The organism is Streptomyces sp. NPDC046862, assembly GCF_040704615.1.
Classification (GTDB): Bacteria; Actinomycetota; Actinomycetes; order Streptomycetales; family Streptomycetaceae; genus Streptomyces.
On the sequence record NZ_JBEYXP010000033.1, the window covers coordinates 98,001 to 113,449 of the forward strand.

Annotated in this window: 15 protein-coding genes; 9 read left to right on the plus strand and 6 right to left on the minus strand. The window is 71.4% G+C overall.

Annotated elements, in window-relative coordinates:
• Positions 1-58 precede the first annotated feature (58 nt).
• On the minus strand, positions 59-1,021 hold the full coding sequence (locus AB0959_RS31865; RefSeq protein ID WP_366830141.1) for an aromatase/cyclase: 963 nt from the start codon (positions 1,019-1,021) through the stop codon (positions 59-61).
• Positions 1,018-2,022, minus strand: a complete 1,005-nt coding sequence (locus AB0959_RS31870; RefSeq protein WP_366830142.1) for an acyltransferase domain-containing protein — start codon at positions 2,020-2,022, stop codon at positions 1,018-1,020. Before AB0959_RS31870 ends, AB0959_RS31865 begins: the two co-directional genes overlap by 4 nt.
• A 183-nt stretch (positions 2,023-2,205) precedes the next feature.
• Here AB0959_RS31870 and AB0959_RS31875 point away from each other — a divergent pair, with 183 nt between their 5' ends.
• Genes AB0959_RS31875 through AB0959_RS31885 form a run of 3 tightly spaced genes read left to right on the plus strand, consistent with a single transcriptional unit; the run spans position 2,206 to position 5,665 of the window.
• The gene (locus AB0959_RS31875; RefSeq protein ID WP_366830143.1) at positions 2,206-3,714 is read left to right on the plus strand and encodes an alpha/beta fold hydrolase; all 1,509 of its coding nucleotides are present in this window, start codon (positions 2,206-2,208) and stop codon (positions 3,712-3,714) included.
• On the plus strand, positions 3,711-4,931 hold the full coding sequence (locus AB0959_RS31880; RefSeq protein WP_366830144.1) for an NAD(P)/FAD-dependent oxidoreductase: 1,221 nt from the start codon (positions 3,711-3,713) through the stop codon (positions 4,929-4,931). Before AB0959_RS31875 ends, AB0959_RS31880 begins: the two co-directional genes overlap by 4 nt.
• Positions 4,928-5,665 carry a class I SAM-dependent methyltransferase gene (locus AB0959_RS31885; protein ID WP_366830145.1) on the plus strand — a complete coding sequence of 246 codons (738 nt, stop codon included), beginning with the start codon at positions 4,928-4,930 and terminating at the stop codon, positions 5,663-5,665. The genes AB0959_RS31880 and AB0959_RS31885 overlap by 4 nt, the downstream gene beginning before the upstream one ends.
• A gap of 50 nt (positions 5,666-5,715) precedes the next feature.
• Here the strand turns inward: AB0959_RS31885 and AB0959_RS31890 are convergent, their stop codons facing one another.
• From AB0959_RS31890 to rfbC, 3 genes are all read right to left on the minus strand, one after another.
• Positions 5,716-6,693, minus strand: coding sequence for an NAD(P)-dependent oxidoreductase (locus AB0959_RS31890; RefSeq protein WP_366830146.1), 978 nt, complete (start codon positions 6,691-6,693; stop codon positions 5,716-5,718).
• A 7-nt stretch (positions 6,694-6,700) separates the two neighbouring features.
• Entirely contained in the window at positions 6,701-7,837 is a 1,137-nt protein-coding gene (locus AB0959_RS31895; protein WP_366830147.1) for a nucleotide disphospho-sugar-binding domain-containing protein, read from the minus strand.
• A gap of 115 nt (positions 7,838-7,952) precedes the next feature.
• Positions 7,953-8,576 (minus strand): dTDP-4-dehydrorhamnose 3,5-epimerase, encoded by a 624-nt coding sequence (gene rfbC / locus AB0959_RS31900; RefSeq protein WP_366830148.1) that lies wholly within the window; start codon positions 8,574-8,576, stop codon positions 7,953-7,955.
• Positions 8,577-8,744: 168 nt separating this feature from the next.
• On the opposite strand from rfbC, the gene AB0959_RS31905 reads away from it, so the two are divergent.
• The 3 genes from AB0959_RS31905 to AB0959_RS31915 all read left to right on the plus strand — a co-directional run bounded on the left by AB0959_RS31905 (position 8,745) and on the right by AB0959_RS31915 (position 11,432).
• Positions 8,745-9,839: a winged helix DNA-binding domain-containing protein gene (locus AB0959_RS31905; RefSeq protein WP_366830149.1), complete on the plus strand. Its 1,095-nt coding sequence runs from the start codon at positions 8,745-8,747 to the stop codon at positions 9,837-9,839.
• Positions 9,840-10,137: 298 nt separating this feature from the next.
• Complete coding sequence (locus AB0959_RS31910; protein WP_366830150.1) at positions 10,138-10,956, plus strand: AfsR/SARP family transcriptional regulator; 819 nt, start codon at positions 10,138-10,140, stop codon at positions 10,954-10,956.
• Between the two features lie 53 nt (positions 10,957-11,009).
• A complete protein-coding gene (locus tag AB0959_RS31915; protein ID WP_366830151.1) occupies positions 11,010-11,432 on the plus strand; it encodes a nuclear transport factor 2 family protein in 423 nt (140 codons plus the stop codon).
• A 48-nt stretch (positions 11,433-11,480) separates the two neighbouring features.
• Here the strand turns inward: AB0959_RS31915 and AB0959_RS31920 are convergent, their stop codons facing one another.
• Positions 11,481-12,017, minus strand: coding sequence for a hypothetical protein (locus AB0959_RS31920; RefSeq protein ID WP_366830152.1), 537 nt, complete (start codon positions 12,015-12,017; stop codon positions 11,481-11,483).
• A gap of 366 nt (positions 12,018-12,383) precedes the next feature.
• On the opposite strand from AB0959_RS31920, the gene AB0959_RS31925 reads away from it, so the two are divergent.
• The 3 genes from AB0959_RS31925 to AB0959_RS31935 all read left to right on the plus strand — a co-directional run bounded on the left by AB0959_RS31925 (position 12,384) and on the right by AB0959_RS31935 (position 15,418).
• Positions 12,384-13,394, plus strand: a complete 1,011-nt coding sequence (locus tag AB0959_RS31925; RefSeq protein WP_366830153.1) for an ATP-binding cassette domain-containing protein — start codon at positions 12,384-12,386, stop codon at positions 13,392-13,394.
• The gene (locus tag AB0959_RS31930) at positions 13,391-14,197 is read left to right on the plus strand and encodes an ABC transporter permease (RefSeq protein ID WP_366830154.1); all 807 of its coding nucleotides are present in this window, start codon (positions 13,391-13,393) and stop codon (positions 14,195-14,197) included. The genes AB0959_RS31925 and AB0959_RS31930 overlap by 4 nt, the downstream gene beginning before the upstream one ends.
• Positions 14,198-14,272: 75 nt before the next feature.
• On the plus strand, positions 14,273-15,418 hold the full coding sequence (locus AB0959_RS31935; RefSeq protein ID WP_366830155.1) for a glycosyltransferase: 1,146 nt from the start codon (positions 14,273-14,275) through the stop codon (positions 15,416-15,418).
• The last annotated feature ends 31 nt before the right edge of the window (positions 15,419-15,449 follow it).

Genomic DNA, 15,449 nt, shown 5'->3' on the forward strand with positions numbered 1-15,449 from the left:
ACGGGGATCCCTTTCGTGAGTGGGGCGGTGGGGCGGTGGGGCTCGGGTCGGTGGGCGGTCATGACGCCGGCGGGGCGGGGGCCGCGGAGGAACCGGCTTCGACGAACGCGCGGGCGCGGGCCATGGTCGCGCGGCTGTTGCCGCCGAGGGCCTGTCGTACGGCGGCGCGGGCCGCGTCGAGCGAGGAGGGCGGTTCGGGCAGGGCGGCGATGCCCTCAGGGCTGAGGATGACCTGGTGGCGGGCGGTCACCGTCACGGTGCCGGGCGCGGTCTCCTCGAACAGCCACTCGCCGTTGTGGGCCTGGAGGACGGGCGGCAGCACGGCCTGCTTGTAGACGATCCGCCGGTCCCGCTCGCACACGCGGCCGGAGACGGTGGTGTGCACGGAGCCGTCCGGCGCCTTGGTGTCCATCCGCATGTACTGCAGGCCCTCGGTGTCCTCGCGCAGGTCGAGGGCGGCGACGTGGTCCAGGCGCTCGGGCCATTTGGCGGCGTCGTACAGGAACGCGTACACCTCGCCGAGCGGGCCCTTGACGGTCTCGGTATCGGTGAACTCCAGCAGTAGTCCGGCCTCCTGGCCGGCGCGGAGGACCGCACGCCGCAGGTTCTCCAGTTCGGCGGTGCTGTTGTGGTCGACGGCCCGCTCGATGCGGGCCAGGTGGGCCGGGTCGTCGTCGACGGCGCGGTAGTGGTGGTCGAGGACGACAGTGCAGCCGTCGTCGTGCTCCTCGACGGTCCAGGCGCCGCCCATCTCGGCGACCGGTGGGCTCGGGTGGCTCTGGTGGAACTCGACGCGGTGCCGACCGGGGTCGAGCAGCCGGCGCGACTGCCAGGTGCGCAGCTCCCCGTCGGCCAGTGCCCAGATGCGGATGTGCTCCTCGCGCCCGTCCCAGGACTGGCGTTCGGCCCGGACGGTGGGCGGGAAGTACAGCGGCCACAGGCTGACGTCGGCGACGATCCGGTAGACGGACTCCACGTCCGACGGCACGCCGATGCGGTGGGTGACCTTCGTGAGGGTCACGACGCCTCCTCTTGCGGCAGGTGAGCGGTGGGCAGCAGAGCGGTGCGCGCGGCGCGGACCGCGTGCCGGTCGGCGTCGTCGCCCCGGCGCCGGTCGGGGAGCAGCGGAAGGGCCTCGCTGCGGCCCTCGGTGACGGCGGTGCGGCGACGGGCGAGCATGGTGAGGCTGTTGCCGGGGCCCGCCTCGACCAACAGGCAGTCGTGCGCGGCGAGCAGCGCTGTCAGGGTGGGTGCGAAGTACACGGTGGCGGAGGCCTGTCCGGCCCAGAACTCCGGATCGAGAGCCTGTTCCTCCGTCAGCACGCCCTGGGTGTAGGCGGAGTACAGGGGCATGCTCGGGAGGTGGAAGCGGACCGAGCGCCAGCCGGGCAGGGACGCCTTGACGGCGTACTCGACGACAGGGGTGTGGAACGCCTGCCGGGCCGGCACCTCGCGGCAGACGGAACCGCGTTCGTGCAGGGTCCGGGCCGCCGCGCGCAGCGGCTCCCGCTCACCGGCCAGCAGCAGTTGGCGGGGGGCGTTGACCGCGGCGAGGTACACACCGGCGCGCAGGAGGCCGGCGACCTCGTCGAGGGAGGCGGAGACGGCGAGCATCCCGCCGGGCGGAGTCCGCGCGAACAGGTCGACGCGCTCACGCATCACGCGCATCCCGTCGGCGAGGTCGACCACTCCGGCGAGGGTGGCGGCGGCGAACTCGCCGACGCTGTGCCCGAGCAGGGCGACCGGCCGCACGCCCCACTCCAGCAGCATCCGGCCGAGCGCGTGGTCCACGGCGTACAGCAGCGGCTGGGCGACGGTGACGTCGTCGTACGCCGGTGACGGCTGCTCGGCGAGCCATTCGCGGCGCAACCGTCCGCCGTCGGGTCCGAGGAGCCGGAACGCCTCGTCCATCCAGTGGGTGAACGCCTCCTCGTGCCCGTAGAGTCCCGCGGCCATCCGCGGATGCTGGGCGCCCTGGCCCGGCAGGAGCAGGGCCACATCCTTCGGGGATCGCACGGCCATGGCCGGATTCCACCTCCCTCTCACTGCCTCGCGTGTCTCGTCCCCCGTGAGGGATCCACCGGCAGGCAGCCTGCGGGAGCGGTGTCGAGCCGCGCATGAGGACGGTTGGAGCGGCGCTCTCGGCATCCGGGAGTCGAGTCCTGCTCCACGCCTGTTCGAGGAGGCGGGGGCAGGGTCGGCGGCATGACCCGTGACGACCGGCCCCATGCGCTGAGCTTGTTCCACCAGCAGAGCCCGGACTGGTCCGCCTCGTCGGCGGACGGGCTGGAGCACGCCGTGGTGGAGGTGCCCCTCGACTACTCCGTCCCCGCCGGCGAACGTCTGACGATCGCGCTGAGCAGGCGCCCGGCGAGCGATCCGGGCCGACGCCGCGGAGTCCTGCTGGCCCTCAACGGCGGGCCCGGCGGCTACTTCGGGCTGGGCCGGCGCTTCCCGGCCGCCCTGGCGGCCACTCCGCTCGCCGAGGTGTACGACCTGATCGGCTTCGACCCGCGCGGCACCGGCGGGTCGACGCCGCTGGAGTCGCACATCGTCCCGCGCCGAATGCCGGTGGACTCCCGTCCGCCGGACTCGGTCTTCCCCGAGATCGCCGAGGAGGCGCGGGAGCGCGAGGAGGGCAACCGGCGCGGCGGAGGCACGCGGCGACCGCACTTCAGCACCCGCAACGTGGCCCGGGACATGGACGTGATCCGGGCGGCGCTCGGCGAGGACGTCATCAATTACCTGGGCTACACGTACGGCACCTATGCGGGCGCGGTGTTCGGGGCGATGTTCCCGGAGCGGCTGGACCGCAGCGTGCTGGACTCGTGCGTGCACCCGGACTGGACATGGCGAGAGCAGCTGATGGCGCAGGGCCCCGCGCAACGGGAAAACGTGGAGGCGTGGGCGGACTGGACGGCCCTGCGCGACCGGCACTTCGGACTGGGCACCTCGCGGGTGGCGGTACTGGAGGCGGTGGAGGAGGCCGTCACCCACGTCGGCGCGCTGGGCGACGGGGTGCGGCTGCGGACCCTGCTGGACTCGGCGCTCGGCTCACGCTCGGCGGACCGGGCCGGCTGGGAGAACCTGGGCCGCCTGGTGGGCGAACTGCGCGCGGCGGACGAGCCGGCGGCCGAGAAGGCGCTGGCCGACGAGCGGATCTGGCCGCCGGAGGAGACCGGTGAGGTGCGCTGCGGGGTGTTGGACGCGGTCATCCTGGAGAAGGACTGGCCCCTCGAACTCGAGACCTACTACGCGGACATGCGCCGCTTCCGTGCGCAGTACCCGTACGGCTGCGGGGTGACCCGGGCGCAGCCGCTGCCCGGCGCGTTCCGCACGTTCACACCGCCGGAGCCGCCCACGGAGTTGGTGCGCGACGGCTATCCGGCCGGACTCGTCGTGCACGCCGACGGCGACCCCATCGACCACTATCCGGGCGGCGCGGCGCTCGCCGAGCGGCTGGGTCACCGACTGGTGACGGTCAGGGACTGCGGCGGGCATGAGATCTACGCCTTCTCCCGCAACCCGCACGTCGACGCGGTCGTCGAGGCCTATCTGATCGACGGCGTCCTTCCGGAGCACCACCTGGTCTGCCCGAACACCGTGTCCCGGCCGGACGTACCGGCCGACGACCGCGGCGAGCGGAGTGCGTCCCCCGGCGGGGCGGCGTCCCCCGCGGGTTCCGACTCTCATCGCGAAGGAAGGCACGCATGACACGCGTTCTCGTCATCGGCGGGGGAATCGCGGGCCCGGTGGCCGCGATCGCCCTCCAGAAGGCCGGCTTCGACCCGGTCGTCCACGAGGCGTTCGACCGCACGGCCGACCAAGCGGGCAACTTCATGAACATCGCGCCCAACGGCCTGGACGCGCTCGCCTGCGTCGATCTGGCCGCGCCGGTGCGCAGGCTCGGCTTCGTCACCCCGGCCATCGCGTTCTACCGCTCCGACGGGCACCGGCTCACCCCCGACATCTCCACCGAGGTGCAGGCCGGGCCCGGTGCCGTCATCCAGACGCTGCGTCGTGCGGACCTGTACCGCACGCTGCGTGAGGAGGTGGAGCGGCGCGGCATACCCATCCAGTACGGCAAGCGGTTGACGGACGTGGAATCCGCCGACGGCCGGGTCCGCGCCCGGTTCGAGGACGGCACACACGCCGACGGGGACCTGCTGGTCGGTGCGGACGGCATCCGCTCGCGGGTGCGCAGGATCATCGACCCGGCGGCGCCGGAGCCCCGGTACCTGGGCACGGTGAACGCGTTCGGGGTGGCGCCGAAGCGGCGGGTCGAAGGCACGCCCGGGGTGCTGCGGATGTACTTCGGGCGCAAGAGCTTCTTCATGTCGGCGCAGCATCCGGACGGCGACGTGTGGTGGTTCGCGAACCCGCCGCGGCCGTCCGAGCCGGACGCGGCAGAGATGCGCCGTCCCGGCATGGACTGGCGCGACGAGATCGTGGAGCTGTTCCGCCGGGACGGGATGCCCGCGCTGGACGTGGTGCGGGCGTCGACACAGTTCTCGGTGCCGTCGGCCAACTACGACCTGCCGACGGTGCCCCACTGGCATCGCGCCGGCATGGTCCTGGTCGGGGACGCCGCGCACGCCATCTCCCCCACGGCGGGGCAGGGCGGGTCGGTGGCCATCGAGGACGCGGTGATCCTCGCCAAGTGCGTGCGGGACGCGCCGACGATCGCCGCTGGGCTCGCGAGGTACGAGGAGGTGCGGCGGACACGGGTGGAGGGCATCGTCGCGCAGGGCAAGCGCAATGTGGACGGCAATCTCTCGGGGCCGTTGGGCCGGATGGTGCGGGACTTCTTCATCCGGCGCGCCTTCCGCGACATCGCGGCCAAGGGCCCGGACAACACACCGGTGTGGATGCTCGGGCACCACATCGACTGGGACACGCGCGAGGTGGCGAGCGCGAGGACGGGGCGGTGACGGCTGTGTACGGAGCGGAGTTCGCCGAGATCTACGACCTGGTCTACGCGGCGCGGGGCAAGGACTACGCCACCGAGTGCGCCGAAGTGGTCCGGCAGGTTCGGGCGCGCCGTCCGGACGCCTCCTCGCTGCTGGACCTCGCGTGCGGGACGGGCGCCCATCTCGCGCTGCTGCGGGAGGAGTTCGAGACGGTGGAGGGGCTCGAACTGTCCGAGCCGATGCTCGCCAAGGCGCGGGCGGCGGTGCCGGGGACGACCGTCCACCACGGCGACATACGGGATTTCCGCCTCGGCCGCACGTATGACGCGGTGATCTGCATGTTCAGCTCCGTCGGGTATGTCGGCTCGGCGGAGAACCTCGACGCCACGCTGCGCAGCGTCGCCCGGCATCTGGATCCCGGGGGCGTGGTGCTGCTGGAGCCCTGGTACTTCCCGGAGGCGTTCACGCCGGAGTACATCGCGGACGACCTGGTCCGCACGGAGGACCGGGTCGCGGTACGGGTGTCGTACTCGGTCCGGGAGGGCGACCAGGTACCGATCACGGTGCACTACATCGACGCTCTGAAGGGGCGCGGGATCCGGCACTTCACCGATGTGCACCGGATGTCGCTGTTCACCAGGGAGCAGTACCGTGCGGCGTTCGAGCGGGCCGGCTGCTCGGTGGAGTACGTCGAGGGGGGACCGTTCCGCTGCGGGCTGTTCGTCGGGATCCGGAAGGACGACCCGCCGGCGTGACGGGCGGGAAGGGGGCGCCGGCCATGGTGGTCGGCGCCCCCTTTTCGCCGTCATGCCGGGGCGGCCAGGCGCCACATGTCGCCCATCGAGGACCGCAGGTCGCGCCGTGGCCGCCAGTCCAGCAGGTCAGCGGCGAGGCGGATGTCGGCGCATGTCCAGGACCCCCCGAGACTGGTGGTCGCCCGGCGCCGCTCGCGCAGCATCCGCGACGGGAGCCCCGCGGCCTCGACGAACAGCCGGGCCACGGACGCGATGTCGGTGGCCGTGCCGCTGCCGATGTTCAGCGCCCGGCCCGTCACCGGGGAGGTGACGGCGAGCACGACGGCTTCGGCGACGTCGCGGACGTCGACGAAGTCCCGCCGGGCGTCGGCCACGTCGACCGTCATGGGCTCCCCCGCCCGCAGCGCCTCGGTGAGCTGCCGCACGAGTTTCCCCGACAGGCTGACCGGCGAGGGGTGCGGGCCGCACACGTTCGTCACGCGGAGCACCAGCGCGTCGATGGCGTCGGCCCGTGCCGCCTCCAGCACCGCGGTGGACCCGGCGAGCTTGCTGCGGGTGTAGTCGGTGGCGGGGCGCGGTGGGTGCGTCTCGGCGACGACGGTGCCCCAGGGAGTCTCGCCGTATTCGAGGATGGTGCCCAGGTGCACCATGCGGATCCGCCGGGGCAGGTCGGCCGCGGCGGCGACGAGGCGTTCGACGAGGTCGACGTTGAGCCGGGTCAGTGCGGGTTCGCCGACGGTCCAGCCGTCGGTGGCGTTGGCGGCGTCGGTGGCGTTGACGATGGCGTGGACGCCGAATTCCGCCAGCAGTCGGCGCAGCGTGCCGGTCGGGGCGGTGGCCAGGTCGAGCGGGACGAAGGAGTGCCGGGCGGGACAGGGCACCTGGTGCCGAGCGACGACCAGCACCTCTGCGCCGGCGCGGGCGAGTTCCGCGCACACGTGCCTGCCCACCCAGCCGGTGCCTCCGAGCACGGCGACGCGCGGGGTCTCCCGCGGGCCGTGCCCGGTCATCTCGGCTTGCTCGGCCACGTGCGCCTCACGCCGTCACGAGGTCTTCGAGCACGGACACGGCACGCAGCGGTGAGGGCTGCGCGGCGATGTCGTCGCGTACCGCGAGGGCGCGCTCGCGCCGCTCGGGGTCGTCGAGGAGCGTGCGGCACGCCTCGCGCAGCGCCTCCGGTGTGAGGTCGGCGGGCGGCACCTCGACGGCGCCGCCGTGCTCGGTCAGCCGGCGGATCTCGGCGAGCGGCTTGCCCCGGCCGGGTACGACGACCTGGGGCAGCCCGTGGGAGGAGCAGGCCATCATGGTGCCGGGGCCGCCGTGGTGCACGGCGAGGTCACAACCGGGCAGAACGGCGGTGAGGGACTGCCAGCCGGCCGCGACGACGTTGGTGGGCAGCCCGCCGAGCTGGGGCAGCAGATGGTCGGCGACGGCGACGACGAGTTCGACGGGGAGTTCGGCGACCGCTCGCAGCATCTCCCCGAGGGCGGGCAGTCCGCCGATCTGCGGCTGGACCGAGCCGAGGGTCACCAGCACGCGCGGCGTGGAGCGCGGGCGCAGGCTCCAGCCGGGCACCAGTCCGGGCTCGCCGTAGGGGACGTACCGGATGGGGACGTTGCCGTCGGCCGGGCCGCCCATCAAGGGCGGGCAGTTGTCGAGTACGAGGTCCGGGGCGGGCAGCTCGTCCAGACCGGACTCCTTGATCTCGGGGGCGAGTTCGCGGGCCACGGCCGGCACGATCGGCAGATCACCGGGACCGACGGTGTGCTTGGCCCAGGGCACGCCGTGCGCGGCGGCGGCGAGGGCCGCGGCACCGAAGGAGTACGACTCGGTGACCACGAGGTCCGGCCGCCATGCGCCCACGAGATCGCGGGTTCCTTCCAGGGTGCGGGTGGCGAGGCGGGCGAAGCCGGAGCCGACGCCGTCGGCCATCTCCTCGTCGGTGTCGGGAACCTTGAGCGGGTTGCCGTTCCGGTCGCGGCCCATGACGTCGCCCATGTCGAGGGGACCGGAAACCGGGGCCATCCGCAGCCCGGCGCCCCGGATCACCGGTTCGAAGCTGTCCGGGGCCGCGACCAGCACCTGGTGGCCGGCCGCGTGGAGCGCCCAGGCGAGGGGCACGACCGGGAAGAACAACGGGTGGGCGGGGCCTGTGTTGACCAGGATCTTCATGCCAGTACCTCGCTTGACGGTGGGAGTCGGACACCGGGACGGCCGGGACGACGCGGCACCGGGAGTGCCGCGCGGAGCGTGCGGGAGGGAGGCCGCGCGGGGAGGGGACCGCACGTCAGGAGTCCTCCCGGTCGAGGGCCGGCGCCAGGGCTGCTTCCGCCGCCAGGCAGCGGCGGTAGTCGGGCAGCAGGCCGCGGGCCTGCGCCCGGGCGAGCGTCGGGGCGGTCCGGTCGCGCTCGGACAGCAGTGACGCGGCGGTTTCGGGCAGCGGGAGCCGCAGTTCGGGGTCAAGGACGGACACGGCCAGTTCGTTCTCCGCCACGTACTCGGTGGACAGGGTGTAGGCCATGACGGTGTCGTCGCTGAGCGCGGTGAAGGCGTGCCCCACGCCGACGGGAAGGTAGAGCGCGCGGAAGTCCTCGGTGTCGAGGAGCACACTGTCCCACTGCCCGAAGGTGGGTGAGCCGACCCTCAGGTCGACGACGAAGTCCAGGGCCCGGCCGCGTGGGCAGTACACGTACTTGGCGGTGCCCGGCGGCACGGTCGTGTAGTGGATGCCGCGTACGACGCCCTCCCGGGAGCTGCTGAAACTCATCTGGGCGACGGGGAACAGCTCGTGCCCGGTCGCCGCCGCGAGGGTGCTCTCCTGGAACGGCGATACGAACAGACCGCGGGGGTCGCGGAACACGGGGGGCGTGAACTCCACGGCCCCGGCCACTTTCAGTGAACGCGTCTGCATGGCCGCTCCCTCGTCCTTCCACCCGGTGCCAGGCAACGGCGACCAGCCTCCGGGCGCGGGCTCGAAGCCGGGTGGACGGCCAGTGGAGGCCAGTGGAGGAGGGAAGGAGGAGGCAACCTGCCACCATCGCGGTCAGTAATTGACCGCGATATGGATAGTCTTTACCTCATGACGGTTGCTCTTTCGCTCCGCGCCCTCAACCGTGCGGTCCTGTCCAGGCAGTTGCTGTTGGACCGGGTCGACCGGACACCTCTCGACGTCATGGAACTACTGGTCGGCCTGCAGGCCCAGGACCCCGAGCCGCCGTACATCGGGTTGTGGAACCGCATCACCGGGTTTCGCCAGGACGACTTGACCACCCTGCTCCGGAATCGGCGTGTGGTGCGTTCCACGCTGTACCGGGGGACGCAGCACCTGGTCACCGCCGAGGACTACCTCTGGCTCCGGCCGGCCCTGCAACCCATGCTGGACCGCTGGCAGAGGGGAGCCTGGGGCAAGGTGACCGCCGGCCTGGACCTGACGGAACTCGCCGGGACGGTCGCGAAACTGCTCGGCACGGGGCAGTTGTCGCGGCCGGAGCTGGCGGCGGAGCTCCGGGAACGGTGGCCCGATCGCGATCCTGTCGGGCTGGCGCGTTCGGCGCAGGCCCTGTTGGCGATCGTGCATCCGCCGCCGGACGGCACCTGGGGGCGGCGGGGTACCACGCCCTTCATGCTGGCCGAGGAGTGGCTCGGCCGGCCGCTGGACGCCGCGCCGGCGCCGGAGCGGCTGGTCCTGCGCTACCTGGCGGCCTTCGGTCCGGCCACCGTGCGGGACGTGCAGGCGTGGAGCGGTATGACGCGGCTTCGGGAGGTCATGGACCGGCTGCGTCCCGAACTGCTGGTGCTGCGGGGCGAGTCGGGCCAGGAGCTGTTCGACCTGCCGGACGCCCCGCGCCCCGAGCCGGACCGCCCCGCGCCCGTCCGCTTTCTCGCCCTGCTGGACAACGTGGTGCTGGCCTGGGCCGATCGCAGCCGGATGCTCAGCGACGAGCGCCGGGTCCCTGTCAGTGTGGAACCCGCCCTGACGGTGGACGGTTTCGTGCACGCCCTCTGGCGGATCCGGCATGAACGGGACGAGCGGGCGGTACTGGTGATCAAGCCCTTCGAGCCGCTGCCCCGCACGGCACTCGGCGACGTCGGCGAGGAGGGCATGGCGCTGCTGCGGTTCGCCGCGCCGAAGGCGGGGTCGTACGACATCGAGTTTCAAACGACCGGACAATAGGAGGCCGATCGGGGCCAGGGCAGCCGGAAAGCCGCACTTTCACCAGCCGCAGCCCGGCAATCCACATCGGATGGAGACCACGTCCGATAACGAAACGGTAATGCGCTGATTACCGGTCCTGATGACGGGATTGAGCCAGACTCAAGCGCCGTCCTTGAGGCTCACTTGGGGCGTGAGCAAAGTAATCGCCAAATCACACCGCTCATCTGCGGACTCTGCTCCAGAACTGGCTCAAGGCACCACCCAGGATGCCCGAACCACGGGTACATCCACATGAGGTATCGACCTGGGGGAAGACATGCACATACGACTTCTGGGAGAGCTAGAAACGGTTCTGAACGATACGTCGATCACACCAACAGCGGCTAAACCCCGCCAAGTACTGGCGCTTATGGCGCTTAATTCGGGGCGAATCGTGTCCGTGCAGAACCTCGTCGAGGAGCTGTGGGGCCACCACCCGCCGCCCAGCGTCCGCACGACGCTTCAGACATACATCCTCCAACTCCGCAAACTGATCGACTCGGCACTCCCGAAGGGCTCGACGCGCACGGCCAAGGACATCCTCGTGACCCGATTCGACGGCTATCTCCTGGACATCCCCCCGGAGAACGTGGACGTGTGCAGCTACGAAGAGCTCGCGAAGGCCGGCCAGCAGGCCATGACCAGAGGCGACCACGAGTCGGTGTCGCAGCTGTTCGGCATGGCGCTGAGCAAGTGGCAGAGCAGGGCACTGGTCGACGTCCGCATCGGCACGCTGCTGTCGATCGAGGTGGCCCGCCTGGAAGAGAGCCGGCTCAACGTGCTGGAGAACCGGATCGGCGCGGACATCAAGCTCGGACGCCACCAGGCCGTCCTCAGCGAACTGACCGTGCTCACAGCCCAGCAGCCCATGCACGAGAACCTGTGCGCGCATTACATGGTGAGCCTCTACCGCTCCGGGCGGCAGTGGCAGGCGCTGCACGCGTACAAGACACTGCGCAACACGCTGAACAAGGAGCTGGGTGTCGAGCCCTCCCTGAGACTGCGTAAGTTGCAGCAGGCCGTGCTGCGGTCGGACCCCCGTCTTGAGGAGCTCCTCGAACCCGCCTCCGACCGCCCGCAGTTCAGCCACGCCTGACCACCTGTCGCAGTCCGCCGCACGACCCCAGAGATCCCCGAGGAGAGGAACACATGAGGGAAGCGAACGCCGCGGAGTACGTCGAGGTCCTGCGCTTCTACGCCCGGCAGATGAACCAGCTCGACCGCCTCGATCTCGACGGCTACGCCGATACGTTCACACCGGACGGGGTGACGCACCACGTGCACCACGGCACCAAGCTGGAGGGCCGCGAGGCCCTGCTCGAGCACGCCCGCAAGGCGCTCCCGCGCTACCGGGACGTGACCGCCCGGCACTGGAACGACCACTATCTGGTGGACGTGGCGCCGGACGGCGTCCTCCACGTCGGATACACGTCGCTGGTGACGCTGACCGACGCCGAAGGACGCGTCCGGTTCGAGTCGACCTTCGCCGTGACGGACGAGTTGGTGCGGCAGGAGGGCCGGTTGTTCACCCGGTCCCGGACGATCGTGCGCGACCGGCCCGCCGCCGCGTGACCGGATCGCCGCGGCCGGACCGCGCCGGCTCAGAGTACATGCGCCGGCTCAGCAGGGCTGCGACTGCCCACTCACCTTCCGCAGGTGGGCGGTGGCCGGCGTAGTGCCCAGTTCCATGCCGTCGGCGTCGTAGTACGTGCCCTGCCCGGTGGAGGTGAACTCGGCGGGGCCGACGAGCACGGCCTGGTGACTGAACCGCAGATAGCCGGTGGTGGTGCCGGATGCGTTGAAGAAACGTTCCAATCCCCGGAAGGCGAAGGCCGACGGGCCGGTCCGCCACCAGCGCCCCGAGCCGTCGGCCCCGCCGTCCGGGCCCGGCGGCTGGAGGGCGCACATCGTGCCGTCCGCTCGGAACGACATGGTGGCCTCCACCTCCGCGCCCGTGAAGTTGATGGTGCCGGACCACAGCCCGACAGGGGCGGCCCCGCGGGTCTGCTGGTCCCCCGCCGCACCCGCGGTGGCCGTGCCGGGCACGGCCACCGTCAGGACGACGCCCAAGGCGACGCCCAGGGCGCGTGACCAGCGGCGCCGGCTGCCCGACGCGCTCGTGGCCGGTCTCGCGCCCCGCCATGCATTTCTCCCCATATAGGGACACCCCCATCAATACGTGTGTTACCGGCGCATTTCGGCCGATCCCCGGAGCCACCACCTCGGTCCGGGCGCCCGACAGTGTCGCCCTTCCCGCTCGGGGGAGGCTCGAACTCCCCTCGACCCACGACCCGGCCCTCTGAACCTGCCACGATCGCCGGGCTCTGCCCGATCTCGACCGGGCGTCCAGCACCCTCCTCCAGGCTCCGACAGACCGGTTTCGGAACGACTCGCCGACCAGTCGCCGCACCTCGCCCTCCGGCGGACCGAAGCTGACCTCGACCCCTCGTACGGTGCCAGGACCGAAGCGATCACAAACCGTCCACCTGCGGAAACCCCTGTTCCGCCGGTGATGGAGGAGTAATGACAAACGCAATCATCGCCGAGGGCCTCACACGGCGATTCGGCTCCACGCAAGCGCTGGACGGCCTGGACCTGGCCGTCCCCGAGGGGTCGGTGATGGGCCTCCTGGGGCCCAATGGCTCCGGCAAGACCACGACCGTGCGGGTGCTCTCCACCCTGCTGCGCCCCGACAGCGGGCGCGCGTTCGTGGCCGGCCTGGACGTGCTCAAGGACATGGTGAAACTGCGCCGCAAGATCGGCCTGTCCGGTCAGTACGCCGCCGTGGACGAGGACCTCACCGCGCGGGAGAACCTGCGCATGGTCGGAAAGCTGTACCACTTGGGGACCCCGGAGGCGAACCGCCGCTCCGACGAACTGCTCGAGAGGTTCGGGCTCGGCTCGGAGGCGGACCGCCCGGTCAAGGGCTACTCCGGCGGCATGCGGCGCCGGGTGGACCTCGCGTGCGCGGTGATCGCCCGGCCCGAGGTGCTGTTCCTCGACGAGCCCACCACCGGTCTCGACGTCCGCAGCCGACAGGCACTGTGGGACGTGATCGTCGAGCTGGTGGGCGAGGGCAGCACACTACTGCTGACCACGCAGTACCTTGAGGAGGCCGACAAGCTCTCCGACCGGATCACCGTCGTCGACCACGGCCGGATCATCGCCGAGGGCACCCCGGACCAGCTCAAGGCCCGCGTGGGCAGCGAGCGACTCGAACTGACCCTGGCGAGCGTCGAGGACCTGCACGCCGCCCGCCGGCTGCTGGACCGGCTGGCCCAGGGCGAGGTGGTGACCGACGAGGAGGAGAAGCAGCTCGTCATCCCCGTCGAGGACGGCCCCGAGGCACTCGTCACCGCGATCCGCGCGCTCGACGCCGAGGACGTCGGACCGGTCGGCGCGGGCCTGCGCCGGCCGACACTGGACGAGGCGTTCCTCATCCTCACCGAGGGATCCGGCACCGCCGCCCCACCGGAACCCGTGGACACCACCGGCGAACGCGTCGGCACGGCCGGCAAGGAGGGCCTGCGATGAACCCCCTGTCCACCACGGTGAGCGACGCCCTCACCCTCAGTCGGCGCAGCCTGATCAAGAACCTGCGAAACCCTGACATCGTCGTCTTCTCCAGCGCCGCACCCATCGCCTTCGCGCTGTTGTTCGGCTACGTCTTCGGCAGCGCGATCGATCTGGGCGGCGGCGCCAACTACCGCGAGTTCATGGTGGTCGGCATCCTCACCCAGACGATGCTGCTGACCGCCTCCAACACCGGTACGGGCATCGCGTACGACATGAAGCAGGGGCTCGTCGACCGGTTCCGGTCGCTGCCCATCTCCCAGTCCGCGGTGCTCTTCGGCCGCACCAACGGCGACGCGCTCAACAACGTCGTGGTGATGGCGCTGCTGTCGGTCACCGGTCTGCTGATGGGCTGGCGGATCCGCGGCTCCTTCGCCGACGCGGCGCTGGCCTACCTGCTGCTGTTCCTGTTCGCCTACGCGGCCAGCTGGATCGCGGCGACCATCGGACTGAGCGTGCGCTCCCCCGAGGTGCTGGGCAACGTCCTGCTGATGGCACTGCTGCCGCTGACGTTCGTGTCCAACGCCTTCGTGCCGGCGGACGAACTGCCGGGTCCGATGCGGGTGATCGCCGAGTGGAACCCGGTGTCCACCGTGGTCGGCGCGTGCCGCGAGTTGTTCGGCAACATCCCGCCCGGCTGGCCCGAGCCGGACGCCTGGCCGCTCCAGCACCCGGTCGCCGCGTCCTTCCTGTGGGTGGCGGTCATCCTGCTGATCTTCGTGCCGTTGGCCATCCGCCGCTACCAGCGCGCGGTGAGCCAGTAAATCCGCGTACCGCCGGGCACGGTCGGCTCCGTGCCCGGCGATCCGCACATCACTTCGGTCATCTGAGGAGGAACCATGCGTTTCCTGTTCGTCACCGGCGGCGGTTCGGCCCCCGTACATGCCGGGGTCCCCCTGGTGTGGGCGGCGCGCAGCGCCGGGCACGACGTGCTCGTGGCATGCCCCCGTGAGAACACCGAGCTGGTCGCCGGCCTCGGCCTGCCCGCCTACGCGGTGACGGAACTGGGCATGGCCGACGCCATCCTCAAGGACCGCGAGGGCAACTGGCTGCCACTGCCGACCGGCAGCGAGGAGGAGCAGATGGACTTCGCCGGGCGCGGCTTCGCCCGGCTGTCGGCCGGCTGTCTGGAGGGCACCCTGCGGCTGGCGGAGTCCTGGCAGCCGGACGTGATCGTCGGCGGCGAGTACAACCACGCCGCCCACCTGGTGGCGCACCGACTCGGGATCCCGCTGGTCAGTCACACCTGGGCGATCTACGACCGTACGGACGTCGACTGGCAGGGCGCGACCGCGGAACTCGAGCCGGAGCTGTCGGCGATGGGTCTGGACGCCCTCCCGGAACCGACGGTGTTCCTCGACATCACCCCGCCCTCCGTGCGGCCGGAGGAGGCCGTGCCGGCGGAACCGATGCGCTGGACACCGGGCAACCAGCAGATGCCGCTGGAGCCGTGGATGTGCGAGCGGGGCGACCGGCCACGCGTAGTGATCACCTCGGGCTCGCGCAGCATGTTCGTACCGACCCTCGGCGTGGAGTTCTTCCGACCGCTGCTGGACAACCCGGCGCTGCGCAAGGGCGACTTCGAGATCGTCGTCGCCACCTCGCCCTCGGTCGCCGGGCAGTTGAAGGAGACATGGCCGGACATCCGGGCCGGGTACGTTCCGCTGGACGTGCTGGCGCCGACGACGGACCTGGTGGTGCACCACGGCGGCGGCGTGACCGTGATGACGGTGCTCAACGCGGGTGTGCCGCAGCTGGTGCTGCCGGAGATTCCAGCCTCGGCGATCCCGATGCGCCGGGTCGACGCGTTCGGAGCATCCCTGACGATGGACTCGGCCACCGAGTCCGGAGACGCGGTCGCCGCGGCGATGACGACACTGCTGAACGAGCCGTCCTACCGTGAGCGGGCCGGTGAACTCTCCCGGCAGATCGCCGCGATGCCGTCGCCGGCACGGGTCGTGGAGCGGCTGGAGAAGCTGGTCTGAACTCCCAGAACCCCGGAGCGAGGGCCGTCGA